The organism is Dyadobacter endophyticus (assembly GCF_014641595.1).
In the GTDB taxonomy this organism is placed as follows: domain Bacteria; phylum Bacteroidota; class Bacteroidia; order Cytophagales; family Spirosomataceae; genus Dyadobacter; species Dyadobacter endophyticus.
In genome coordinates this window covers 1,655,301-1,677,774 of record NZ_BMIA01000001.1, presented here as the reverse complement: position 1 = coordinate 1,677,774, position 22,474 = coordinate 1,655,301, and the positions used below count along the sequence as shown (strand labels likewise).

Genomic DNA, 22,474 nt, shown 5'->3' with positions numbered 1-22,474 from the left:
AAACGGCTGCGCTTTTTTGTTTTGTAGTCCATCCGTCGCCAACTTTGTCATCTTGTTTCACCTGGAAATTTACGTTTTGAAACTATACAAAGGACTTGTTGCGGCCACCGTTGAGGCATTGCAGGACATATTTGTCAAAAACCGGCAGGCTGACCGCGTCGTTGAGCAGTTGCTGAAATCCAACAAAAAGTGGGGCGCCCGCGACCGCGCGTTTATTGCTGAAAATGTGTACGAAATCGTGCGCTGGTGGCGGTTGGTCAAATACACCGCGCAGGTTGAAAAGGTCCGGGAAAGTGAAGATTTTTGGCGGCTGGCAGGTGTATGGCAGCTGATTAAGCCTATGCAGCTGGAAGGCCATGAAGCGTTGGAAACCCTGCCAGAGTGGCCTGAATTTGAAGGTATCGACCGGGAAGTGGTAAACCAGCGATACGCGGAGGGCCAGGCAATCCGTAAGATAGCACAATCCATTCCGGACTGGATCGATCAGACGGGCGAGACTGAACTCGGCGAACGGTGGCCGATAGAGCTGGCTGCGCTTAACAAAACCGCCCCTGTGGTTTTACGTGTTAATTCCTTGAAAGCGAACACAGAAACGGTGCAGGAGCAGCTAGGCTCTGAAATCACGGAAACCGTTCCAGGCTTGCCAGAGGCGCTGGCGTTGAAAAAGCGCATCAATGTATCGGGGCTCGAAAGTTTCAAAAACGGCTTTTTTGAAGTTCAGGACGCGGGGTCGCAGCTTATCGCGCCTTACCTGGACGTACACACCGGTATGTCTGTAATAGATGCATGTGCGGGCGCGGGAGGAAAAAGCTTGCATTTGGCCGCATTGCTGCGCAATACAGGCTCGGTCCTTGCGATGGACATCGAGCACCACAAATTGCAGGAATTGGAACGCCGCGCCGCACGAAACGGGGTTACCAATCTGACAACTATGGTTATCAGCTCCGACAAAGTCATAGAAAACCTTTCCGAAACCGCCGACCGGCTGCTGCTAGACGTCCCTTGCTCGGGCTTGGGTGTTTTAAGAAGAAATCCGGACAGCAAATGGAAGCTTAAACCTGAATTTCTGGAAAAAATCCGCAAAGTGCAGGCGCAGATCCTGGAAAACTATTCTAAAATGGTGAAGAAAGGAGGGAAAATGGTGTATGCAACGTGCAGTGTCCTGCCATCGGAGTCTGAGGAGCAGGTACGAGCATTCACAAAGCGTCATAAAGCCGACTGGCGGTTCGTTTCGGAGCACCGCACATCCCCCGCGCAGGACGGTTTCGACGGCTTCTATATGGCGCTGCTCGAACGGAAATAGCACTACATGGCCGAATGGACGGCAAAATACCATACCCAGGCGATCAGAAGGACCTGCATCGGAATACGGAACCACAAATAGGCTGGTCCCTTTCCATCATAGGTGCCCTTCTGATAATCGAGATGGTGATTGGCCGCGTAAATGTTGGCTGGAAGCAATGCGATGAAAAACAGCATCAGAAACACGCCAGTTGCATAGCGGGTGGCCGGAAAAAGCAGCGCGATTCCTGCCGCGATTTCCATCATGCCCGTGAGGAATACCATCTCTTTTTTGAATGGAACAAACGGCGGGATCATCATTTTCATCCCCTCGGGAAACTTGAAATGCCCCAATGCAGTGAATTGCAGCATCGCGCACATAGCGATATTACCGCTTAGCGTGTAGGCCGGGTCTCCGGAAATCGCCCAGGTAATGCCAAGGCTTGCCAAAAAAGTGGTGATCAGAACGATAAGTACTGCCATAGTTGATGAAATGCTTTTCCGGTGAAAGCGAGAAATGCATTCAACTAGTTCCGCAAAAGATGAAAGGCATGGTTTTTTCCTGATTACCCAAAATCAACAAACAAAACCATGGACTTTCAAAACCAATATGTACCTGCATTCCCCGTCGCTGAAATGCCTGACGATCAGCCGCCTGTACCCAGTTATCCCGACAAACCAGGCCAAATAGCCCCATTGAACCCGACGCCCGATGTACCAGGCACCGATGCACCGGAGGTCAATACCGGTTCAAGAATTGACAAAGACGCGCCGGCAGAGCCGACCGATGGGGACGAAGTGGGAGAGATCGAGTCTCAAAATCCCTGATGCGCTCTTACTGCGCTTCGACCAACTTCTTGATCTCGACGAGGATCGGGTTCCAGCCCTCACCATTGTTATATGAGTCCTGGTACCGTCTTTCGCCTTCGGCAACGGTGCTGTAATCGCCCTGCGTGACCTTTAAAAGAGTCTTTTCTCCTTGTGGAATAAGGTCATAGGTGACTTGCAGATAGTTTTCGGAGATATCGTCGATGGTCGAATGTGGGTCGATGGTAGTGTACCGCAGAAACTTTTCAGGTTCGATGTCCAGGATTTCGCCCTTAACCCAGATAATCTCCTTTCCTTCATGAATGCCTCTCCAGAGCAGCTCGCTTCCGACATTCCAGTCGGAAAGTGCCTCACAGCCAAACATATATTGTTTGGTTTGTTCGGGATTCACAAGGGCGTTCCACACGCGCTGCGCTGGCGCGTCGATGGTAATTTCGTTTTTGATGATGAGTGGTGTTTGCATGTCGTTTGGTGGTTTGATGATCGTTGTAAGTTGGTCGGTGGTCGGCTGGCCACCCCAGACGACAATATTACCACACACCAGCTGCCGCCCAATTGCGTTTCACGGATTATTTCTAACCGAAAAGGGAGTGACGCCGAATTTCTTTTTGAAGGCATTGTTGAAATGCTGGGGCGTCGCATAGCCCAGTTGTGTAGATATTTCTGCTGCTGTTTGCTGTGTATCAAGAAGATATTGTCTGGCGAGTTGTAGGCGTTGATCGGTCAGGTAGCCGAAAATCGTATTGTTGAATGTTTCCTTGAAGCCTTTTTTGAGTTTGAATTCATTTAAACCCACATGCTGGGCGATCTCTGAGAGGTTGGGAGGGCAGTGTACGCGTTCGTTAATCAGGTCGCGGACGGCGATGATCTTCTCCTTGTCGGTTTTGGTTTTGATGAATGTATCCGTTTTGCGTTCCGAAGCCTCGCAGGCGTCGGCGCACAGCACAAGGAGCTCTAAACTTTTTGAGAGCAGGAATAGCTTTTTCAGGCTTTCCGAATATTTGCAATGAATAATCTGCTGGATTACCTGTTGGATCTGCGAGTCGATCGTTCCCCAATTGTCGGTTAATATCGTGCTGTTTCCCAATATGATAGACTCCGAAAAGCGTTTCAAGGCATCGCCAGCACTTTGTGTGAACTGGATAAAAACGTCTTTGGGAAATTGAATACCGAAGGTCTCAATTTCAAGTGTTTTGGCCTGAACGGTCATTTCAAACTCGCTCGAATACATGATATTATGATGCCCGCCGACGAGGTCGAATGTCCTGCCAAGCTGATGGTAGGTGAACATATAATCGCCTTTCAGCCCGAAATGCATGCGTACCACATCGGTATTGACGCTTTTGGAATGGAATCCCGACAATTCCGTAAAGCGGGAAACGGCGTGCCCGAGCAGGATGCCGTCGCATTGCCAAGTAATGCCAGTCATTTGGCCTTTTTCGAAGCTGCGGGTCTGTTTTTCTTCCATAACAGGCTATTTTTTGCGGTTTGCAAGCCACAGGATAGAGTTCACGAGGAACTGGTTCTGCATGTCGTTATCAAAGGTAAATGATAATTCCTTATTGGTTTTGTTTTCGTAGTCGATGTCGTTGTGGCCCATGTTCATGTACAACATTTTGTATTTTTTATTGGTCCAGGCTACCGGATAATAACCGCTATGCCATATTTCGTGCTGTTTCGGACCGGTTCCAAGCGGGAAACTCGACGGGTCGATCGATAAGAGTATTTGAATATCCGGATTTTGGGTTAAATCCTTTTCCCAGCGGTACCATTCGTTGGGGGAAGCTTTAAATGTGGCTCCCAGACCTTTCGTGGTGGGGCTTTGGGCATCTTCGACCTTCAAAGTGGCAGAGGTTGGGCGCCAGGTGTTGCTTTTGTATTGCCCGGAGCCGAGGAATTGGTCGTGGTACCAGTCCCAATTTTGCGGATATGCCGAGGGCGTCAATGCGAATGCCGCGAAGTGAAAGCCGATCCAGCCACCGCCATTTTCCATGTATTTCCGGAATGCAGCACGTTGTTCGGGCTTTTCGGGACGTGTGTCCAGGAACAGTACCACCTGGTATTGCGACAGAAATTCTGCATTCAGGTTATCCCAATTCGTGGTGGAATCATACGAAAAGCCATTTTTCTTGCCGAGTTCCGGCAGTCGGCGGTTGGCCTCGTGCACAAAGCTGATGTGTGCGCGGTCGTTCGCGCCGGTAAAAAATGCGATGACTTTGAATCCGGCTTTCTGCTGGGCATGGGCGGGAGTGAGCCAAAATATCATGGCCAGAATTACGGCAAGGATAGCCAGTGGCTTTCCGAACTGGTACTTCATTTTGATAAGGGATTAGGTATGAGGATTAAATCATGCCAAATATAAATGGTAAAATGCGTACGTCGCTCCGGTACTAATTTTAGTTTTGAAAACGATGAATATCCGCTTTATTTGCCGTATCCAATTTCATTAGTAAACATGAACTATACCCTTATTGCACAACAGGCCGGCGTCAGCGACAAGCAGGCGAGAAATACCATCGCGCTGTTCGAGGAAGGCGCTACGGTGCCGTTTATCGCGCGTTATCGCAAGGAGGCGACCGGCGGGCTGGATGAGGTCCAGATCGGCAACGTCAAAGAGGCTTGGCAGAAACAGCAGGAAGTCGAAAAACGACGCGAGGCGATTTTAAAAAGCATCGAGGAGCAAGGCAAGCTCACAGCCGAACTGAAAAAAAAGATCGAGGGGGTGTTTTCGATGACCGAACTGGAAGACCTTTATCTTCCCTATAAACAAAAAAGAAAAACACGTGCTACGATCGCCATCGAAAAGGGCCTGGAACCACTTGCGAAGTTGATCTTCGAGGGTAAGGAAAGGGACCCGGAAGGCAAGGCAGCCACTTTCCTGAACGATCAGGTGGCGAATGCGGCCGACGCATTGCAGGGAGCCAGGGATATTATAGCCGAGTGGATCAACGAAAACCAGGATGCGCGCGCAAAAGTGCGGTTTACATTCCAGCGCGGGGCGATCATCACCTCGAAGGTCAAGAAGAAAAAAGAGGAAGAGGGCGCCAAATACCGTGATTACTTCGAGTTTTCGGAGCCGTTGGCGAAGATACCGTCGCACAGGCTGCTCGCATTGCGCCGGGGGGAAGAAGAAGGTATTTTGAGCGTCGATATTTCACCGGACGAAGACGCGGCACTCGAAGCATTGGACAGGCTGTTCATGTTCGGGACGGAGCCTTGCAAAGATCAGCTCGAACTGGCGATCGCCGATAGCTACAAACGGCTTTTGAAGCCTTCCATTGAAACGGAATTTGCCAATTTGTCTAAAGAAAAGGCCGATGTCGCCGCAATCCAGGTATTTACCGAAAATCTCCGGCAGCTTTTACTCGCATCGCCGCTCGGTCAGAAGACGGTGTTGGCGATCGATCCGGGCTACCGCACAGGCTGCAAGGTAGTCGTGCTCGACGGCCAGGGCAATCTTATCGCCGACCATGTCATATATCCGTTCGATAAACCAGCCGATGCAGGCGCGCGGTTGAACGAGCTGATCCGGAAATTCAAGGTCGAGGCGATTGCGGTAGGTAATGGTACCGCCGGACGGGAAACGGAGGATTTTGTGAAGAAGCTGCTCGGCGGCTCGGAACAGCCGACGGAGATCGGGTTGTTCATGGTGAGCGAGCAGGGTGCCTCCATTTACTCGGCATCGGAAGTTGCGCGGGAAGAGTTTCCTGATAAGGATGTGACAGTGCGTGGTTCGATATCAATCGGCCGGCGGCTGATGGACCCGCTGGCGGAACTCGTGAAAATCGATCCCAAGTCGATCGGGGTCGGGCAGTATCAGCACGATGTGGACCAAAATTCTTTGCGAAATGCTTTGGACGTAGTAGTAGAAAGCTGCGTGAATTCCGTAGGCGTAAATCTCAACACGTCGAGCAAGCATTTGCTACGCTATGTTTCGGGGCTTGGACCCGCTTTGGCGCAAAATATCGTGGATTTTCGGGCTAAAAATGGAAATTTCAAATCGAGGCAGCAATTGTTGAAAGTTCCGCGCCTGGGTGCGAAGGCGTTTGAGCAGGCGGCAGGGTTCCTACGCATTGAAAATGGTGTTAATCCATTGGATAACAGTGCGGTACACCCCGAGCGCTATGAGCTTGTAGAGCAAATGGCCAAAGATGCCGGCACCACAGTGAAGGATTTAATGCAAAAACCTGAATTGCGACGCCAGGTAAGGATCGAAAAGTACGTTTCCACCTCGGTAGGTTTGCCAACTTTGAAAGATATCCTTGCCGAGCTCGAAAAGCCTTCGCGTGACCCGCGCGCCGAAATGAAGAAATTTGAATTCGATAGCTCGGTAAGGAAACCGGAAGATCTGAAGGTCGGTATGATTCTTCCGGGAATCGTAACGAACATCACCGCATTCGGAGCGTTCGTCGACGTCGGAGTAAAACAGGACGGGTTGGTCCACGTCTCGCAAATGGCCGACAAGTTTATCAAAGATCCGAACGAAGTCGTGAAATTGCAGCAGCACGTGACAGTGAAGGTAACCGAGGTTGACCTTTCCCGGAAGCGGATTGCATTATCAATGAAACTTTGAAAAATACAAAACCCGTTGGCAATTGAGTCCGACGGGTTTTGTGTTAATGAGTCATCAAAGTACGTGCAGCCGCTCTTCCTCCACAACCCTTTTCAGATCGTGCAGCACGTTCAACCAGTTGCCTTCGGCTTTCACCACGGCTTCGTCGTCTTCCAGGTTGTCCTGGGTAACAACCAGCGTTGTATGCTCGTGGTAGTCCGACAGATGGAAGGTCACATGCGTATAATTATCCTCAAAATCCTCGACGCCTGACAGCGGGCTCCAGAAGGAATAGCTGAGTTCACGCTCCGGTGTGATCCTCAGAATTTCACCCTTATCGACGTAATGTTGGCCTTGCCATTCGCCTTCGAAGGTAATAGGGCTCCCGATTTCAAAATCCGAGCGCATTTCTGTTCCATGAAAATACTTTTTGACGAGTTCAGGTTCTACCAATGCCTTCCAAACCGCAGAAGGGCTTGCATGGATAGAAATGGTTGTGGTTGCAAGCTGTTTTCTGTTCATGTCATTCGGAGTTAGTACTGTGATAAATACTGAGAAAACTATGCCAGAGTTGTCCTGGGTTGGATTGCCCCGGCCCGGATTTTTAATCGCAGGCTGCATATTTAACGTATATTAGGTCAAATCAGTTGACATGCGCGAGCTATATTTCAAACAATGGTTGCCCATCAGCCTCGATGAGGCCTGGACATTTTTCTCCGACCCTTCCAACTTGAAGGAAATCACACCCGCCAAGATGGGATTTGTAGTAACGTCGTCGCACCCTGGGGATAGAATGTACGCCGGACAGATCATCCGTTACATCGTCAGACCGCTATTTGGTATACCCCTGAAATGGTGCACCGAGATTACACATGTGGTTGACAGACAATATTTTGTAGACGAGCAGCGCTTTGGGCCGTATGCATTCTGGCACCATCAGCACCACTTCACCGAGCAAAATGGCGGCGTGCTGATGGAGGACATTCTGCATTATAAGGTTCCCTTCGGTATTCTGGGGAATCTTGTGGACCGGATGGTCGTGAACCGGGAGGTGAATACGATTTTTGCTTACCGCAGAAAAGTGCTGGCCGAACGTTTTCGGACTTAGAAGTTGTACTGAACGCGGGCCGTGAAAACATCATCCGAAATATCGGTTTCATAACCCGCCAACGCCGACTTTTCATTGCGTACGAACTCATAATAGAACACGAATTTCAGCGACTCGTTGGCCGTGTATATGTAGCCCAAGCCCAGCGTGTTGTAGCGGAGATCGGCTTTTCCGAATCCTTTATCCGCAGCGATTTGCTTGCCGGAAACTTTCTTGTTGGGGTCGTACCAATCGTATTTCATCACAAACTGGTGGTCGAGGCTGCCCAGGTTTTGCAGGAAATAGAAATAAGCGCCGTCAAAGCTGCGATTGTAAAGCGGATCTTTGATCCCGTTGGTAACGGGGTAAGTACCAGGCGTTTCACTCGTGCTGAATGTGGCGGTTTGCTGGCCTTTGATATATTCCGCACGAAATTCCGTCTCGCCTTTGCCGTTGGGAAACGATATCTGGAAGTCTGCGCCCGCGTAATTGCGTGGTCTTGTTTTGTGCAGGTTTGAGGCCGAGGAATCGCGTACGGCCTGGTATTCTCCTCCGCGGCGTTCGGTTTTGTAAAGCACATTACCCTGGCTCACAATGCCACCTGCGTAGCCCGACACAGCTGCCGAGAAGGTCGCATTACCCAGCGCCCGGATTTTCGTCGGTTTAAGACTCAACCGGCTGATGACGTCCTTATGGCTATCGTAGTCCATCGGTCCGGACATACCCTGGCCGTTGAAGACCCCCACGTCAAATTTTAGTTTCTGGTGCCATTCCTGCGTTTTGCGGCTGGAAACGGTCAGCATTACACCGATGTCACGTTCGGTTTTCATCAGGATCTGGGACATACGTCCGCGCTCAGGTGTTTCGCGGTTGGCCGAGGAAAGGTTCACTTCATGGCCGAAGGGCCGTGCGAACATCCCGGTGGTCAAAGCGAATATTTTGAATTTGTTTTCATAAAATCTTCCCCAGAAATCGCGGATGGCAACCCCGCGCTCGGTACCGTCGAACTGGAACACGAAATACGACGTCGGGTCATTGTTTTTGTTCAGGTGCGCGTAGTCTACACGCAATCGGCCGCGCCGGAGCATGAAACGGTTGCTGGCGAGGCCGGAGAAATTTCCACCGGCGTAGGTCTCGGCACCTTCTTTGGAAATTACCTGGAACTGGGGTTGGATATAACCGCTGATCCTCACGCGGTTATATCGTTCATATATAGAGAGCATTCCTTTTCCCATCTGGTTTGTGGTATCCACAAGGTCCATAAGGAACCGCTGGGCAAAAAGGTCTGAATGGCTTAAAAGTATAAAAAGTAATAATAGGCTGGCAACACGAAACTTCATTTTTGTATAATTGGTGGCGATAAAATCGGGCTACAAAGAACCTTATTTTCCCTTAATTATTTCAGCCAGATCGGATAGTTTTTCTTCCCAATGCTTTTTCATCGCATCACGGTCGGCAACCCTTGGGAGTTTTTCATGGTGAAAGCTGATCACGCTTTTGCCGGCGTGCTTGCTTTTGCTGCCTGTTACGCGTACTTGCAGGGTCGAGTGATGGCGCCAGTTGTCCGGCTTCCAGGCCATCCGGAAATGCGAGCCCGGTTCTAGCACGGTAATCGTTCCACTAATACCTTCCTTGGTTTTAAAGGATTCGGCCGCCCCGATGCAGCCGTCTTCGAGATCGCCAAGCCAGGCAGACAGTCCTTTCTCGGAGGCCATCAGCTCCCAGGCTTTGGTCCTTGAAACCGGAAAGGTTCTTGTAACCCCGATCTCATAGCCAGACGAAAGCTCTCCCAGCTGCCTTTGGCCCGTCGCCTCGCGGTATCCGAGTGCGATTTTCTGCCGGTACCATATGCTATCGACATGCTCGGACAGCAAGGTGACGATCTCTCTGTGTGTCTTTCCGTCGGATTGAAGACTGTCGAGCCACTCAATCCATTCGGCCCAATCCCGGCCCGTCCTATCTTTGACTGCTTTTGAAGACAGCTTGGCAAGCTGGTTTGCTGATGGGGTGTTGCTTCTGGCCATGATTTTGAAAGGTTTTATGACTGTAAAATTAGTCAAAAATTAGTGTCGATTACGGCGCTTTCGGCCAGGTCCGCTGCGCAGTCAGAAAAATGAGTAGGGGTAGTAGCAATGACTCTAACCGGTGCGGATCAATTAGCCATCGGCTTATCGGCCTGTTAATCAGCATTTTGATTTTTATATGCATCACACTTATAATACTTTTTATATGTTCAATAGTATTACAAGTATTAAATGTAAAGTAAGTTTTTACTATTGAAAAGTATGTATTATTATCTTACTTTTTTATATATACTATAAGTAATAAAAGTATTATATTATTATGAACTAATATTATGTAGTGTAAGAAAAAAAAGGTTTATACTTTTTTGTGAATAAAAAAGTATAAACCTTTTTTTAAAAATATTTTAGTATTTAAAGTATAATATATAATAAGCTTTTAATACTTATTATATGAATGATAAGTATAATGCGGAACGGTATAATTATACTTACTATAAGTGATACGCATATCAATAATACCAGCCTAATATGCAGCCGTAAACCGCTTCCTGATGAAGTTCCCTTGTTCGATTTCGTCGACGATAGCGACGGCTGTGTCCTGTACTGACAGCCTGCTGTGGTGGTGTGCATCGAACACCGGCGTATCGAGCGAAGTACGGTATTTGCCCGTGCGCTCGCCAGGGTGAGCAGGAGACATCTCGATGGCCGGACTTAGAAAAGTCCAATCCAAATCTGCTTCTGTTTTGAGAATATTGAGGTAGTCACGGGCTGCGGTAGCGCCGGGTTTGTAGGCCTCGGGGAAGTTGGGGGTGTCGACCAGTTGCAGGCCCGGCTCAATTTCCAGGCTGCCTGCACCACCTACGGTCAGGAAGCGTTTTACACCAGCTTGTTTCACACCCGCCTGAATGGCCTTTGCACCAGCGATGAAATCATGGTAGATGTTGGGGTTCGTCCAGCCTGCGTTGAACGTGCTGATCACGGCGTCGTGCCCGGCTACGGCCGCTGCAACCTCATCCGAATTCGCTACGTCCGCGGCCTTAGCGGTTACGAGCTCACTACCCGCGTCGATTTTATCAATGTTGCGGGCAACAGCAGTCACCTGGTGGCCGCGTGAAACAAGTTCATTCAAAACGTGCGTGCCCACAAATCCAGTGGCGCCGATCAATGCAATTTTCATATGTGTTTGATTTAAGATGGATATTCAGTTCTGAAATAATAAATGTTACAGTTTAGGGCGCAAAAATCACTCGAATTTCTTGCAAAACTCCGCCAGGGACATTTTGCCCAGGCTGGCAAGCAAAGTCTTCTCAGCGTCGCCGTACAGGTTGTCGAGATGGTCGTTGATCTTCCGGCCGACGGGGCAGTCCGGGTTAGGGGAGTTGATGCCTTTTCCAAGCAGGTCTTTTTGTTTCACAGCCCCATACACTTCCGACATGAATAGTTTGTCCGCAGGTTTGGCAAGACGACTCCCGCCGGATTTCCCTTCCTTGCTAAGCACCAGGCCGCGTTCGCGAAGGTTACTAAGCTCTTTCCGTACCAGCACGGGATTGATATTGATGCTGCCGGCCAGGTACTCGGACGGCGTCCACTCGTCCCCCGAAAAGGCGAGCAACGTGAGAATATGCACCGAAATGGCAAAGCGACCAGAATTCATACTGTAACTTTTATTATTACAGTACAAAGGTGGAGGATTGTTTTCGAAAATGCAAGCGATTGGAAGTTTTTTAAGATCTCACCTTGGCTGGGGTAAATAGGCTGTTTGTATTATTAAAAGTGTTGTTTTTTTGTAAAGTATGATATTTTATATACTTATATTAAGTACTAAAAGAATTAATAATTTTATAGTAATAATTAGTATTAAAAGTAATATACTTTTTGTATAAATTATCTGTACCAAACTATTTGTCAGTATAGAACATATAAAAAATATACACCGTAGCATCATATTAAACGCTACGGTGTATATTGTTGATTATTAATTATTTAAGAATTGTCAATCCGCCTTTGTAGGATCGTTTGGTATATTGAACGACGAAGTAATAGTAGCCACCGGAGATCTGGTCGGGGCACCAGTCGTTGGGTTTGATTTTTGAATAATACACTTGCTTACCCCAGCGGTTGAAAACAGTGATGTCTTTGAAGTAGTCATCGCAATTGTCTGCCGGCAGTTCCTGAAACACGAGGCAGTCGTTTTTGCCGTCACCGTTCGGCGTGATAACGTTCGGAAATTCGGGGAATGGCGCCGAGCCATTGTCTTTAATAGTCACTTTGACGGTGGTAGTATCAGTGGCGGCTGCGCAACTTTTGTCCTGCGTCACGAAGTCGACCATGAACGTCTGTTCAGGCTGGCCGTTGAGCACGGCGCATTCAGGATTCCAGGCGTAGGGGGAAGTGACCGATTTTATGCCCGTTTTAGCCTCGAAAATCATTCCGGCACCCTTCATGTCAAATCCGCGCCCAGCGGCTGTCAGAACGATCATATTCGTGTCGGGATCGGTTGCCAGCACATCAAAGGTAATGCCGGGCGAGGTGCCGATCTGGTAGGTGATCTCCTGCACGGGCAAAGAGGTCTTTACGGCAGGAGGCCGGTTCGGCGATTCATCGACGATGAAATATACCGGTTTCGAAACGGGCATCGGGTTTCCCTCGCAGCGCATGTCCTCGACTTTGAAATCGACAGCCAGGGTATCGCCCTTTTTGGCATTGCACGGAGGCACCCAGGTGAATTTCTGCTGAACATTGGCCTGTCCGCTGACGGGTTTGAAATCCATTCCCATATCGGTCATATTGAAATCCTGCCCGCGGCCCGAGAGCGCGAGATTGTCTTTATCAGGATCTTTCCCGTAAACATCGAAGGTTACGGGCACGCCCGCGCTCACGTGTACGTAGTCGCCTTTGAGCGAGGTCGACACGGTCGGGGCATTGTTGCCGCTGCTTGGGCGGCGTATATAAATGTTCAGCGTGTCTGTAAGCGGGAAAGGGCAACTGCCGTCTTGCGCAATCAGCTGGATCTTTATCGGGCGGTTATCGTAGGTTACGAAGCATTCTTCCAGGCATATCTGGAATTTCAGTGTGTCGTTCGGGACTCTCGTGGTGAACTGCGCCGGTAACACTGTGAAGTAGTCCTTCGAATTGTTCACCGCTTTGCCATCGACGGCCACGATCTGGTTCACAGTCGGGTCGGTTACCATCACCTCGAAGCAGTTTGGATCATTTTTTTGGACTGTTATAATTTCATTTTCAGTGTAATAGGTATTTCTTCCCTTGGGTTTGAACAATAACTTGGGCGGGTCCATTTTGGGACAGTCGACCACTTTGAGCTGAAAATCGCGCGTAAGCGTCCCGATTTTGACACCCTTGCGGTATTCGTCCACCTGCACTGCGAACACATACAAACCCACCGAGCCAGCCGTGACGGACAGCATTCCGGTCGACGTGTTCACTTTCAGCGGATCGGGGCCGGGGATCATATTGCTTACCGAAATGCCGTCGATCCACGTCAGGCGCGGGTAGTTGGATGATCCGCGGGCCGGCGCGCTCGGGTTGGCCTTATCGGCATAGCCCTGCATGGGAGTGATCAGCGAGTACACCAGGCTGTCGCCATCTGCATCGGTACCTCCGAAATCGAACAGAAAAGGGGAATTGACGCAAGCATAATCGCCTTTGATCTCCGGAAAAACTGGTGACGAGTTCTTGAAATTGGCATTATTCTTAAAAAGGGGCGGAAATTCGAGATAGAAAAGGCTGCCGGCGTCGCCCGGAGCCTGGATGTTGGTGATTGTACCGTTGCGGCAACACCTGTCCCACACCATGTAATAGCCCTGCGCGTCGGCAAAATCCGTGGGAGTGAGGTGTACCGCGGAGCCATAAGTGATCTGCCAGGTCTGCAGAGTTGAGATTCCACAGAGCGGGTTTGCGTAGTTGACCGATTTTCGTTCTATTTTTGGGGCTTCAAGAGAGCCAATGAGGACATTGTCGCGCTTTCTGAATACATAAATCGTGACAAACGGATCTTCTGCACCCGGATTACCATTCAGGGCATCGAAATACATCGTTAGGCCCATGTTATAGTTGTAGTAGCTGTCCTGGTTTTGCGTGATGAAGAGCTGCCCGCCGACGATGTGCGTCGCACTCGCTTCGCAAATGGCAAACAGCATCAGAACAAATAAGATGAACCGTTTTTTCATGGAATATGCGGCAGTAGAATTGATCCGATAGGATATTGGGATTAGTAATTAAAACAGAAAATAATGTCTAAGAGTAACAAGTACGAATACGTTGAAATTACCGATTTTGCGGCAGAAGGCAAATGTATATTTAAATCGGAAGACGGCGTAATCTTTGTAGAAGGTAATGTGGCCCCCGGTGACATCGTCGATCTTCAGGTCGTTCGTACCAAGAAGAAATTGAAGGAAGCCATTGTTACCAAAATCCATTCACAATCGGCTTTACGTACAGAACCCTATTGCGAGCATTTCACGGTGTGCGGGGGCTGTAAGTGGCAGCATATCAGCTATGAGCATCAGCTCAGGTTCAAGAGGCAGCAGGTAGTGGATCATTTTGAAAGGATAGGAAAGATCAGGAATGTCGAGATTAACGAGATTATCGCTGCCCCTAAGACCGAATATTACCGAAATAAGTTGGAATTCACTTTCTCGAATTGGCGCTGGCTGACCAAAGAGCAGCTCGATTCGGGGCAGCCTTTCACGAAAACCGCATTAGGCTTCCACGTGCCGAAGCGTTTCGATAAGATCTTCACCGTCGATCATTGTCATCTCCAACCCGATCCCTCGAATGCGATCCGCAATGCTTTGCACCGGTTTTCCGAGGAAAAAGGGTTTCCTTATTACGACGTACGCTTTAATGTAGGCGTGATGCGGAATGTGATCGTCCGGACGGCCAATTCGGGCGACGTGATGGTGATCGTGCAATTTGGCGCGCAAAATGACGAAATTATCGCGGAAGTGATGGAATTCCTGCACCAAAATCACCCGGAAATCACTTCGCTGAACTATATCGTGAATTTGAAGGGAAATGATTCTTATCAGGATCAGGAAGTGATCCATTACGCGGGCGATAAGGTAATTCGCGAAACGATGGAGGACCTCACGTTTCTGGTAGGGCCGAAATCGTTTTACCAAACCAACTCGGAGCAAGCTTATAAACTGTTCAGCGTGGCACGCGATTATGCGCAGCTGACGGGTAGTGAATCGGTTTACGATTTATATACCGGAACCGGCACGATCGCCAACTTCGTGGCCCGCAGCGCAAAGAAAGTGGTCGGAGTGGAGTATGTGGAAGCGGCTGTGCAAGACGCCCGCATTAACTCGCAGTTGAACGGCATTACCAATACCTCATTCTTCGCAGGTGACATGCGCGCGATCATGAACGAGAGCTTCCTGCACACGCACGGACGTCCGGATGTGATCATTACCGACCCGCCACGTGCCGGAATGGACGTGCCCGTGATCGAAACGATCCTGAAAGCTGCGCCCGACCGTGTTGTGTACGTGAGCTGCAACACAGCCACGCAAGCGCGCGATCTGGCATTAATGTCCGAAGATTATGAAGTGACGCGGGTGCAGCCAGTGGATATGTTCCCGAATACGCACCATGTGGAGAATGTGGCGTTGTTGGTGAGGAAATAGGTTTTTGTCAGGAGTAGTCATTTGTGGTTAACATTGAACAATAAATGACCATCCTTGACTCCTCCTGACCATTCCTGACTGCGGGTTATTTATTTCGATCTAAATATTTGTAGTAAGTCCATATCGAGTCGGCGGCGGGGTTGTACTCGCCATCCATTACTTCGCTGGTTACGAGCCTGGGCTTGTTTATTTTGACGTCTTCGACCGTAATTCGGATGCTTCGTATGTTGTGCGTGGAGTCCCGTCCCTCATATGTGCCAGTTATTAAATCCGAGGAACTGGTTCGTGCCGTCCATAATTACCGGGTGGCCGCTCATGAGTTCGGATCTGACATCGTTGTATACATTGCTGAACGCAGCCCTTTTTCCTGCATTTGAATAACCAGCAGCCTGGAATGCTGTCTTGATATTCTCACGCCAGATCACTGTGTTACAACCAAAAGTATTGTAATTAGAACCGGCGTACATGCCAGCCACGCGTATCATATTGGCTATCTGCTGATCAGCGAGATTGGCGGACGTGCAATTGTCTGTTGAAATTTTGTTGTTCAAGGGGAAATTGTAATTGGTGACGGGGCCAGGAGCAATAGTTCGACGGCTTTCACAGGCGTGGTAACATGTCTTTTACCAGTCGCGACTTCGGCTTTCACGTGTTCAATCCATATTCTCGGGCCGGGGTTTTCGCCGTCGGGCTCGAATTTGCCGCTATCACCCTTGGCCAGTACCGGAACAACTCGTTTGTCACCGGCAATGATGACAAATCCCGCATCAGGCTGCACATCCGCCTCGAAATGAATAATGTGCATCAGTGGATTACCCTCGTCGTCATTCAATGTGCGCACGTTTTTGATCCGTTTTGAAACGTCCGTTGCGGCAGTCCTGGCAGCGTTGTTTGTGGAAGAGGTTAGCTCGCCAAATGCGAGTTTTTCGGCTTCCACTGCGGTTACGAGTAATGCATAGGGATATGCTTCGGGCCCAGGAGGGGAAGAACCGGTTTCCTGCCGGCATTGCAGGAGCGAGCAAGCAGCAATAACGGAAAGAAGAAGTTTATTGGTAATGCTTTTCATTTGGATAGCCTATTTAGGATGGTGACTATCCAAATGAATATAGTGACGATGCCGGTTACATTATCGCTTTATCAAACGGCAACCGGAAAGTGTCCGAACGGTATTTTTTGACTGATTATCTTAAAACGGCGGTTCCGAATCCGGCCCTTTGTAATCGAAGTTGCTCAGGTCGTTGGCGCGGCTGCGGAGCGTTCCGCCCGTGGACGGTGCCGAAGGTTTGGCCTGGCTCTCGAAGGAAGATATTGGGTTCGAGGTCTGGATCGGGCGGTCGATCGAGAATGGGGCCGGTGTGAAACCGGAATCAAGGTCAGCGAATTTGGTGTATTTGCCAATGAAGCGCAGCTGGATGGTATCCAGCGAACCTGCACGGTTTTTAGCCAGAATCACTTCACCAACACCTGCCACCGAGTTACCTGCTTCGTCTTCCGTAATACCATAATATTCAGGGCGGTAGAGGAAGATTACCATGTCTGCATCCTGCTCGATTGACCCGGATTCCCTCAAATCGGAGAGTTGAGGACGCTTTTCCCCTCCACGCGTTTCTACCGCACGGCTCAGCTGAGAAAGGGCGATTACCGGTACGTCGAGCTCTTTTGCAAGGTTTTTCAACGACCGTGAGATCATTGCAATCTCCTGTTCGCGGTTACCGGGGCTTTTGCCTCCCGTATCGCCGGTCATCAGCTGCAGGTAGTCGATTACGATCATCTGAATATCGTGCTGCGCTTTCAAACGACGGCATTTTGCACGCAGTTCGAGTACCGAAAGGGCAGGGGTGTCGTCAATGTAAATGGGGGCATTTGTCAACCGGTGAATGCGGTGGTGCAGTTGCTCCCATTCATGAGGGGCGAGGCTTCCTTTACGAATTTTCTCACTATCGATCTCAGCCTCAGCGGAAATCAAACGATTTACCAGCTGTACCGAGGACATCTCCAGCGAGAATATGGCCACCGGAATATTGAAGTCTACCGCTGCATTCCGGAGCGAGGAAACGACAAATGCCGTTTTACCCATACCGGGACGTGCCGCGAGGATCATCAATTCCGTTTTCTGCCAGCCGGACGTAAGCCTGTCGAGTGCGCTGAAACCGGATGGTACGCCGGTGAGGCCATCCTTGTTATTTTTTTTCTGGTCGAGTTCGGCCAGTGCCTGGCGCATGAGCGCGCCCATATCGGCGTAATTTTTCTTGATATTAGACTCCGAAATCGCGAAGAGCGACTGTTCCGTTTTGTCGAGAAGGCGGAACACGTCGGTGGTATCTTCATAAGCCTCCCGCTGGATCTCCGAAGATACTTTGATAAGCTCCCGTTTGATGTAGGCCTGCGATATGATACGGGCGTGGAATTCGATGTTGGCGGCAGAGTTGACCTTACTGGTCAGCTCCATAATGTAGGATGCGCCGCCGACGAGTTCAAGCTCTCCGGTGCTGCGCAACTTTGCGGTGACCGTGAGCATGTCGATCGGTTCCGAATCGGCGAAGAGCGTAACGATCGCGCTGTAAATGCGGATGTGCGACTCCTTGTAAAAACTATCCGGACGAAGGATATCCGCCACCGCCGTGAGTGCATCCTTTTCGATCATCAAAGCACCCAAAACCGCCTCTTCCAGGTCGATCGCCTGAGGAGGTAATTTGCTGAAATTCTGATCGTTGGATGGCGTTCTTGGGGCGAATGACCGCTTGGTGCCGTTTCCGGTCTTGGAGCCGCTCCTGGGGTAGTTGTTGGGTGCCTTTTCGTTTTCCATGTTAAGACAAAGTTAATCATTGGAGGCCTTCGAGGAAAGCGGCGGCGGGGAGTTTGACGCAATAATTTTTTTTCTGCCACACGACTTTTTTGTGCGTGTCTGATAATGAAAGACTTGGTCGGGAAAGAGTTATTTTTTGGCCAGGTATTTAGTAGATTAATTGTTTTTTCGACGATTATGTTTTACAAATGTTGGTTATTATTACTAAATTTTACAACGATTAGATAAACATTAAACACTGATTCATTTGCTGGAAAAAATCATCACACTCGAAGACGTATCCATGGTCGATTTTCTCGGGATTCATAACTCGAATATCAAGGAAGTCGCTGCTGCTTTCCCCGAAAGTAAAATTATTTCACGCGGAAACGAGATCCGCATCCAGGGGACTGCCCCCGAAATTATCCGAATCACAGATGTAATAGACTCCCTTCTGGCGCATTATCAGAAGTATGGGAAAATAACGAACGACAACGTCAAAGGCTACCTGAACGGCATAGCCAAAATGCCTGTGGCCACCGGCGAAGACGACGACGATGTGATTCTTTATGGCAATAAGGGCCTCGTTGTAAAAGCCAAAACGACCAACCAGAAGCTCCTGGTCGAGCAGGCCGGCAAATACGACCTCGTGTTTGCAATCGGTCCGGCCGGTACGGGAAAGACCTATACTGCGGTCGCCATTGCGGTGAGGGCATTGAAAAACAAAGAAGTACGAAAAATTATCATAACGCGTCCGGCCGTGGAAGCAGGGGAGAACCTTGGGTTCTTGCCGGGTGACCTGAAAGAAAAGATCGATCCCTACCTGCGACCGATCTACGATGCGCTCGATGATATGATCGCGCCGGAAAAGCTGAAATTGTACCTGGAAAGCCGGGTAATCGAAATTGCGCCGCTTGCCTACATGCGGGGACGTACGCTGAACAACGCATTTATCCTGCTCGACGAGGCACAGAATACGACGCCCATGCAGATGAAAATGTTTCTGACCCGGATGGGCCCAAGCTCGAAAGCGATCATTACCGGCGACAAGTCGCAGATCGATCTTCCCAAAAACTTGAAATCGGGGCTAATCGACTCTATCACCGTTTTGAAGGGCATTAAGGGAATCAGTTTTGTGGAACTGGACGGTTCGGACGTTGTAAGGCACCGTTTGGTGAAGGACATTCTTGCTGCTTATGAAAAATCGGAGAAATAGCCTGCTACTGGTCGGCCTTTTGATGGTTTCCACGCTCGGAAGAGCGCAGGATCCGCTTGTTACGAGGTGCGCCAGCACGGAACGGGACTCTGTACGGCTGTTGAAAAACCCCTCCCTCCGCAACCTGCGAATGCAATCTGAGCAGGCGATTGAGAATTACCTGCATACTGGCGCTGCGGCGCGTACGAGCGCGAGTGAGGTGATCACGATCCCGGTGGTGATACACGTCGTCCACAACCGGGCCGATAAGGTAATCGGCGGCGCAGGCAACGGCAATATCTCCGATGCGCAAATACAAAGCCAGATCGACGTCCTGAATGAAGACTATGGCAATACTTCGGGCTATAAAGGCTATTATACCGATTCGCTGGGCGTAGATACCGGCATCCGTTTCAAACTGGTTTCGGTGGTGCGCACCTATAATGCAACGTCGCAGTTCAGCCCGATTACCGACGCCGACGAACTGGCGAACATTTCGCCGGCCTGGTTTACAAACCGTTACCTGAACATCTGGGTAACGCGGCTGAACGACCGCTACCTCGGGACTTCGCAGTTTCCGGTAGTCACGGAGCTCAACGACCGTACGGCCGGTCTTGCTACCTCCGAAAATGGGGAAGCCGACGCATTGACCGACGGCGTAATCATCGATTTCCGCTATTTCGGCCGCAATTCCGATGCGATCACGAGTCGGATCTATAACCTGGGCCGTACGACAACACATGAAGTAGGCCATTGGCTCGGGCTGATACACATTTGGGGCGACAGTACCTGCGGCACCGATTATTGCGACGACACGCCAACCGCCAATACCAAGAACGAGACAACAGACCTTTCGTGCTCGCCGGTATATTCGCAATGTGGCGGAACTGTGATGACGCGCAACATGATCGAAAACTACATGGACTACTCGCCCGACGTGTGCATGAGCATATTTACGAATGATCAGAAGGCACGAATGCACGCCGTGCTTGCATTGAGTCCCAGACGTGCGAAAATGGTGGAGTACTCACAGTTCTCGACGACCGAACTTTTAGTGGAACTTTACCCTAATCCGGTTCGTGAGACCTTGACAACCAACGTGTTCACGCCTAATTTTGAAAATTATACCGTGTCCGTCTATAATCAGAAAGGACAAAAGGTGACGGAAGATGCCGTCAACCGCTCTTACCTCAACGTTAGAAACTTCCCTAGCGGATTGTACTATTACAAAGTAGAGACCGCTAATAAGACGATCACAAAACGTTTTGTCGTACGATAAATACACATGCTACCACGCGCTCCGTTTGTAAGCGTAGTACTATTCCTAGCAACCGGCATATTGGCAGGCGACGCATTCCGTACGACCGCCGGTATGCCGGTTGTTTTTATATTAATACCCGTGGTTGCCGTGACGTTGGGATGTATTTCGCTGTATCTGCTGCGGCGCAAGACAGGCTTCGCTATTGGTTTGGCTGCCTGGATGTTTCTTTTGGGAGCTGGTGTTAAAATGCGGGTCGAGGAGGAAAAAGACAGGCAGCTCAGCGGACTTAATGCATTGGAATACCAATCCTTCGCAGCCGTAGTGACGACCATACCCGAAAAGCGGACCAATTCCATTCGCTTTGAGATCCGGACCGAACAGTTTAAAAGCGGAAAGCAATGGGTTAATTATCCGGTGAGGGCATTGATTTATTTGCCGGATAGCCTCCCGATCATTCCCAGACCCGGCGACAAGTTGATGATCAACGGACGGTTGGAGCAACCCGCTCCGCCGCAAAACCCCGAACAGTTTGACTATGCCCGGTATTTGAGGAACAAGGGTATCCTTTTTACCGCATTTGTAAATAAGGGTTCCTGCCAGCTGATGTCCGCCGGTAACAAGGGAAATCCTGCTTATTGGCCTGAAACAGTTTCTCAATGGGCTGACGACCGTTTCCGCGAGCATATTGATTCCGCGGCATACGGGCTTGTGAAGGCTATGCTGTTGGGCCGCCGCGACGATCTCGGCGAGCAACAAGTAGGCGATTACGTTATTTCGGGCGCGGTGCATATTCTTTCCGTTTCCGGAATGCACGTAGCCATTATCTTTCTGGCCATTAGTACGGCTTTCGGCTGGTTGAAGCGTTGGCGCTTTGGAAAATGGATTTATCTCTTCCTCACAGCTGCATTACTGGGATTTTATGCGCTGGTTACCGGTTTGCCGCCCTCCGTCCAGCGTGCTACATTGATGTGCATGGTACTGGTAACGGCCGAAGTGGCCGGACGAAAGCATTACCCGATGAACACGCTGGCATTTTCGGCGCTCATAATTCTCCTGCTCGATCCCTGTGCATTGTATGATGTCGGTTTTCAGCTGTCATACCTGGCTATGGCGGGGATTTTTCTGCTTTATCAACCTATTTTTGATATTGTGAACCCTACAAATAGCCTTATCAGGTTTGTGTGGCAGGTAAGTGCGCTTGCCCTCGCGGCCCAGATTGCGACATTCCCGCTGAGTCTTTTCTACTTTCATCAATTCCCGACTTACTTCTGGCTGGTAAACCCGCTGGTGGTGGTATTTACGAATATCTTGCTGCCAGCTGCATTGGTTCTGTTGCTGATTAGTCCTGTCGGGATTTCGTGGCTTGCCTGGGTTGCCGGCCAAGTCGTAACACTTTCTGCCGGGCTTACGGACTGGTCGGCCTCGATCCCACGATCGCTTCCCGGACATTTGTTGGAAAACTTGCATTTAAGCGCATTGGAAGTGATTTTGCTGTATAGTATAATTCTACTGGTTTGGTATACTGTGTACCAGCGCTCAGTGTATTGCCTGAAATGGACAGCGGTATCGGTAGTAATTTTCGCAACTATTTCAATATCAGGCGGTTTGAATACGCACCTGAATGCCGAGATGGTCAGCTTTCTGGTTCCTAAACATCAGGTAGTGGGCTTTAAATCAGGCGGTGAACTTTACCTTGTGAGTAATAAGGCATTTGCAGAGGACACGCGCGCTTTTGATTTTAATATAAAAAACTACGCGTTAAGCCGTGAAATTCAGGACATTATCCGCATTGCAGCCCCGTAGCCGGGTAAGT

At 49.7% G+C, this 22,474-nt stretch carries 21 protein-coding genes; 8 read left to right on the top strand and 13 right to left on the bottom strand.

Annotated features, from left to right (window positions below):
• Positions 1-76: 76 nt before the first annotated feature.
• Positions 77-1,303, top strand: coding sequence for an RsmB/NOP family class I SAM-dependent RNA methyltransferase (locus IEY24_RS06880; protein ID WP_188932222.1), 1,227 nt, complete (start codon positions 77-79; stop codon positions 1,301-1,303).
• Between the two features lie 2 nt (positions 1,304-1,305).
• Here IEY24_RS06880 and IEY24_RS06875 read toward each other — a convergent pair whose 3' ends face one another.
• Complete coding sequence (locus IEY24_RS06875) at positions 1,306-1,764, bottom strand: DoxX family protein (protein WP_188929939.1); 459 nt, start codon at positions 1,762-1,764, stop codon at positions 1,306-1,308.
• 108 nt (positions 1,765-1,872) lie between these two features.
• Here IEY24_RS06875 and IEY24_RS06870 point away from each other — a divergent pair, with 108 nt between their 5' ends.
• Positions 1,873-2,109, top strand: coding sequence for a hypothetical protein (locus IEY24_RS06870; RefSeq protein ID WP_188929937.1), 237 nt, complete (start codon positions 1,873-1,875; stop codon positions 2,107-2,109).
• A gap of 7 nt (positions 2,110-2,116) precedes the next feature.
• Here IEY24_RS06870 and IEY24_RS06865 read toward each other — a convergent pair whose 3' ends face one another.
• The 3 genes from IEY24_RS06865 to IEY24_RS06855 all read right to left on the bottom strand — a co-directional run bounded on the left by IEY24_RS06865 (position 2,117) and on the right by IEY24_RS06855 (position 4,426).
• A complete protein-coding gene (locus tag IEY24_RS06865) occupies positions 2,117-2,572 on the bottom strand; it encodes an SRPBCC family protein (protein WP_188929935.1) in 456 nt (151 codons plus the stop codon).
• 99 nt (positions 2,573-2,671) lie between these two features.
• Positions 2,672-3,577, bottom strand: a complete 906-nt coding sequence (locus IEY24_RS06860; protein ID WP_188929933.1) for a helix-turn-helix transcriptional regulator — start codon at positions 3,575-3,577, stop codon at positions 2,672-2,674.
• Positions 3,578-3,583: 6 nt separating this feature from the next.
• Positions 3,584-4,426 (bottom strand): ThuA domain-containing protein, encoded by an 843-nt coding sequence (locus tag IEY24_RS06855; RefSeq protein WP_188929931.1) that lies wholly within the window; start codon positions 4,424-4,426, stop codon positions 3,584-3,586.
• 138 nt (positions 4,427-4,564) lie between these two features.
• Between IEY24_RS06855 and IEY24_RS06850 the strand changes: the two genes are divergently transcribed.
• On the top strand, positions 4,565-6,682 hold the full coding sequence (locus tag IEY24_RS06850) for a Tex family protein (protein WP_188929929.1): 2,118 nt from the start codon (positions 4,565-4,567) through the stop codon (positions 6,680-6,682).
• A gap of 54 nt (positions 6,683-6,736) precedes the next feature.
• Here IEY24_RS06850 and IEY24_RS06845 read toward each other — a convergent pair whose 3' ends face one another.
• Complete coding sequence (locus IEY24_RS06845; RefSeq protein WP_188929928.1) at positions 6,737-7,183, bottom strand: SRPBCC domain-containing protein; 447 nt, start codon at positions 7,181-7,183, stop codon at positions 6,737-6,739.
• A 130-nt stretch (positions 7,184-7,313) separates the two neighbouring features.
• Between IEY24_RS06845 and IEY24_RS06840 the strand changes: the two genes are divergently transcribed.
• The gene (locus tag IEY24_RS06840) at positions 7,314-7,769 is read left to right on the top strand and encodes an SRPBCC family protein (RefSeq protein WP_188929926.1); all 456 of its coding nucleotides are present in this window, start codon (positions 7,314-7,316) and stop codon (positions 7,767-7,769) included.
• Here the strand turns inward: IEY24_RS06840 and IEY24_RS06835 are convergent.
• From IEY24_RS06835 to IEY24_RS06815, 5 genes are all read right to left on the bottom strand, one after another.
• Positions 7,766-8,971, bottom strand: coding sequence for a putative porin (locus tag IEY24_RS06835; RefSeq protein WP_229221534.1), 1,206 nt, complete (start codon positions 8,969-8,971; stop codon positions 7,766-7,768). The two genes, IEY24_RS06840 and IEY24_RS06835, sit on opposite strands and share 4 nt — an antisense overlap.
• 159 nt (positions 8,972-9,130) lie before the next feature.
• The gene (locus tag IEY24_RS06830; protein ID WP_188929924.1) at positions 9,131-9,772 is read right to left on the bottom strand and encodes an SRPBCC domain-containing protein; all 642 of its coding nucleotides are present in this window, start codon (positions 9,770-9,772) and stop codon (positions 9,131-9,133) included.
• Positions 9,773-10,295: 523 nt separating this feature from the next.
• Positions 10,296-10,949 (bottom strand): NAD(P)-dependent oxidoreductase, encoded by a 654-nt coding sequence (locus IEY24_RS06825; protein WP_188929922.1) that lies wholly within the window; start codon positions 10,947-10,949, stop codon positions 10,296-10,298.
• Between the two features lie 66 nt (positions 10,950-11,015).
• Positions 11,016-11,426, bottom strand: a complete 411-nt coding sequence (locus tag IEY24_RS06820; protein ID WP_188929920.1) for an Rrf2 family transcriptional regulator — start codon at positions 11,424-11,426, stop codon at positions 11,016-11,018.
• 325 nt (positions 11,427-11,751) lie between these two features.
• Entirely contained in the window at positions 11,752-13,959 is a 2,208-nt protein-coding gene (locus IEY24_RS06815) for a T9SS type B sorting domain-containing protein (protein ID WP_188929918.1), read from the bottom strand.
• A 63-nt stretch (positions 13,960-14,022) separates the two neighbouring features.
• Here IEY24_RS06815 and rlmD point away from each other — a divergent pair, with 63 nt between their 5' ends.
• A complete protein-coding gene (rlmD, locus tag IEY24_RS06810; protein WP_188929916.1) occupies positions 14,023-15,420 on the top strand; it encodes a 23S rRNA (uracil(1939)-C(5))-methyltransferase RlmD in 1,398 nt (465 codons plus the stop codon).
• 248 nt (positions 15,421-15,668) lie between these two features.
• Here the strand turns inward: rlmD and IEY24_RS06805 are convergent, their stop codons facing one another.
• From IEY24_RS06805 to dnaB, 3 genes are all read right to left on the bottom strand, one after another.
• Positions 15,669-15,971, bottom strand: coding sequence for a C10 family peptidase (locus IEY24_RS06805; protein WP_188929915.1), 303 nt, complete (start codon positions 15,969-15,971; stop codon positions 15,669-15,671).
• Positions 15,968-16,486: a Spi family protease inhibitor gene (locus IEY24_RS06800; RefSeq protein ID WP_188929913.1), complete on the bottom strand. Its 519-nt coding sequence runs from the start codon at positions 16,484-16,486 to the stop codon at positions 15,968-15,970. Before IEY24_RS06800 ends, IEY24_RS06805 begins: the two co-directional genes overlap by 4 nt.
• A 120-nt stretch (positions 16,487-16,606) precedes the next feature.
• Positions 16,607-18,226: a replicative DNA helicase gene (dnaB, locus tag IEY24_RS06795; protein ID WP_188929911.1), complete on the bottom strand. Its 1,620-nt coding sequence runs from the start codon at positions 18,224-18,226 to the stop codon at positions 16,607-16,609.
• Positions 18,227-18,473: 247 nt separating this feature from the next.
• Between dnaB and IEY24_RS06790 the strand changes: the two genes are divergently transcribed.
• From IEY24_RS06790 to IEY24_RS06780, 3 genes are read left to right on the top strand one after another with little or no spacing between them, the layout of a single operon-like run.
• The gene (locus tag IEY24_RS06790) at positions 18,474-19,421 is read left to right on the top strand and encodes a PhoH family protein (RefSeq protein WP_188929909.1); all 948 of its coding nucleotides are present in this window, start codon (positions 18,474-18,476) and stop codon (positions 19,419-19,421) included.
• Positions 19,402-20,679 carry a T9SS type A sorting domain-containing protein gene (locus IEY24_RS06785; protein WP_188929907.1) on the top strand — a complete coding sequence of 426 codons (1,278 nt, stop codon included), beginning with the start codon at positions 19,402-19,404 and terminating at the stop codon, positions 20,677-20,679. Before IEY24_RS06790 ends, IEY24_RS06785 begins: the two co-directional genes overlap by 20 nt.
• A gap of 6 nt (positions 20,680-20,685) precedes the next feature.
• On the top strand, positions 20,686-22,464 hold the full coding sequence (locus tag IEY24_RS06780; RefSeq protein ID WP_188929905.1) for a ComEC/Rec2 family competence protein: 1,779 nt from the start codon (positions 20,686-20,688) through the stop codon (positions 22,462-22,464).
• Positions 22,465-22,474: the final 10 nt, after the last annotated feature.

What these genes read in the sequence shown, in the direction of transcription:
- IEY24_RS06875 (WP_188929939.1), bottom strand. Translation starts at nt 1,764, where the DNA reads ATGGCAGTACTTATCGTTCTGATCACCACTTTTTTGGCAAGCCTTGGC.
- IEY24_RS06870 (WP_188929937.1), top strand. Translation starts at nt 1,873, where the DNA reads ATGGACTTTCAAAACCAATATGTACCTGCATTCCCCGTCGCTGAAATG.
- IEY24_RS06865 (WP_188929935.1), bottom strand. Translation starts at nt 2,572, where the DNA reads ATGCAAACACCACTCATCATCAAAAACGAAATTACCATCGACGCGCCA.
- IEY24_RS06860 (WP_188929933.1), bottom strand. Translation starts at nt 3,577, where the DNA reads ATGGAAGAAAAACAGACCCGCAGCTTCGAAAAAGGCCAAATGACTGGC.
- IEY24_RS06855 (WP_188929931.1), bottom strand. Translation starts at nt 4,426, where the DNA reads ATGAAGTACCAGTTCGGAAAGCCACTGGCTATCCTTGCCGTAATTCTG.
- IEY24_RS06850 (WP_188929929.1), top strand. Translation starts at nt 4,565, where the DNA reads ATGAACTATACCCTTATTGCACAACAGGCCGGCGTCAGCGACAAGCAG.
- IEY24_RS06845 (WP_188929928.1), bottom strand. Translation starts at nt 7,183, where the DNA reads ATGAACAGAAAACAGCTTGCAACCACAACCATTTCTATCCATGCAAGC.
- IEY24_RS06840 (WP_188929926.1), top strand. Translation starts at nt 7,314, where the DNA reads ATGCGCGAGCTATATTTCAAACAATGGTTGCCCATCAGCCTCGATGAG.
- IEY24_RS06835 (WP_229221534.1), bottom strand. Translation starts at nt 8,971, where the DNA reads ATGCTCTCTATATATGAACGATATAACCGCGTGAGGATCAGCGGTTAT.
- IEY24_RS06830 (WP_188929924.1), bottom strand. Translation starts at nt 9,772, where the DNA reads ATGGCCAGAAGCAACACCCCATCAGCAAACCAGCTTGCCAAGCTGTCT.
- IEY24_RS06825 (WP_188929922.1), bottom strand. Translation starts at nt 10,949, where the DNA reads ATGAAAATTGCATTGATCGGCGCCACTGGATTTGTGGGCACGCACGTT.
- IEY24_RS06820 (WP_188929920.1), bottom strand. Translation starts at nt 11,426, where the DNA reads ATGAATTCTGGTCGCTTTGCCATTTCGGTGCATATTCTCACGTTGCTC.
- IEY24_RS06815 (WP_188929918.1), bottom strand. Translation starts at nt 13,959, where the DNA reads ATGAAAAAACGGTTCATCTTATTTGTTCTGATGCTGTTTGCCATTTGC.
- rlmD (WP_188929916.1), top strand. Translation starts at nt 14,023, where the DNA reads ATGTCTAAGAGTAACAAGTACGAATACGTTGAAATTACCGATTTTGCG.
- IEY24_RS06800 (WP_188929913.1), bottom strand. Translation starts at nt 16,486, where the DNA reads ATGAAAAGCATTACCAATAAACTTCTTCTTTCCGTTATTGCTGCTTGC.
- dnaB (WP_188929911.1), bottom strand. Translation starts at nt 18,226, where the DNA reads ATGGAAAACGAAAAGGCACCCAACAACTACCCCAGGAGCGGCTCCAAG.
- IEY24_RS06785 (WP_188929907.1), top strand. Translation starts at nt 19,402, where the DNA reads ATGAAAAATCGGAGAAATAGCCTGCTACTGGTCGGCCTTTTGATGGTT.
- IEY24_RS06780 (WP_188929905.1), top strand. Translation starts at nt 20,686, where the DNA reads ATGCTACCACGCGCTCCGTTTGTAAGCGTAGTACTATTCCTAGCAACC.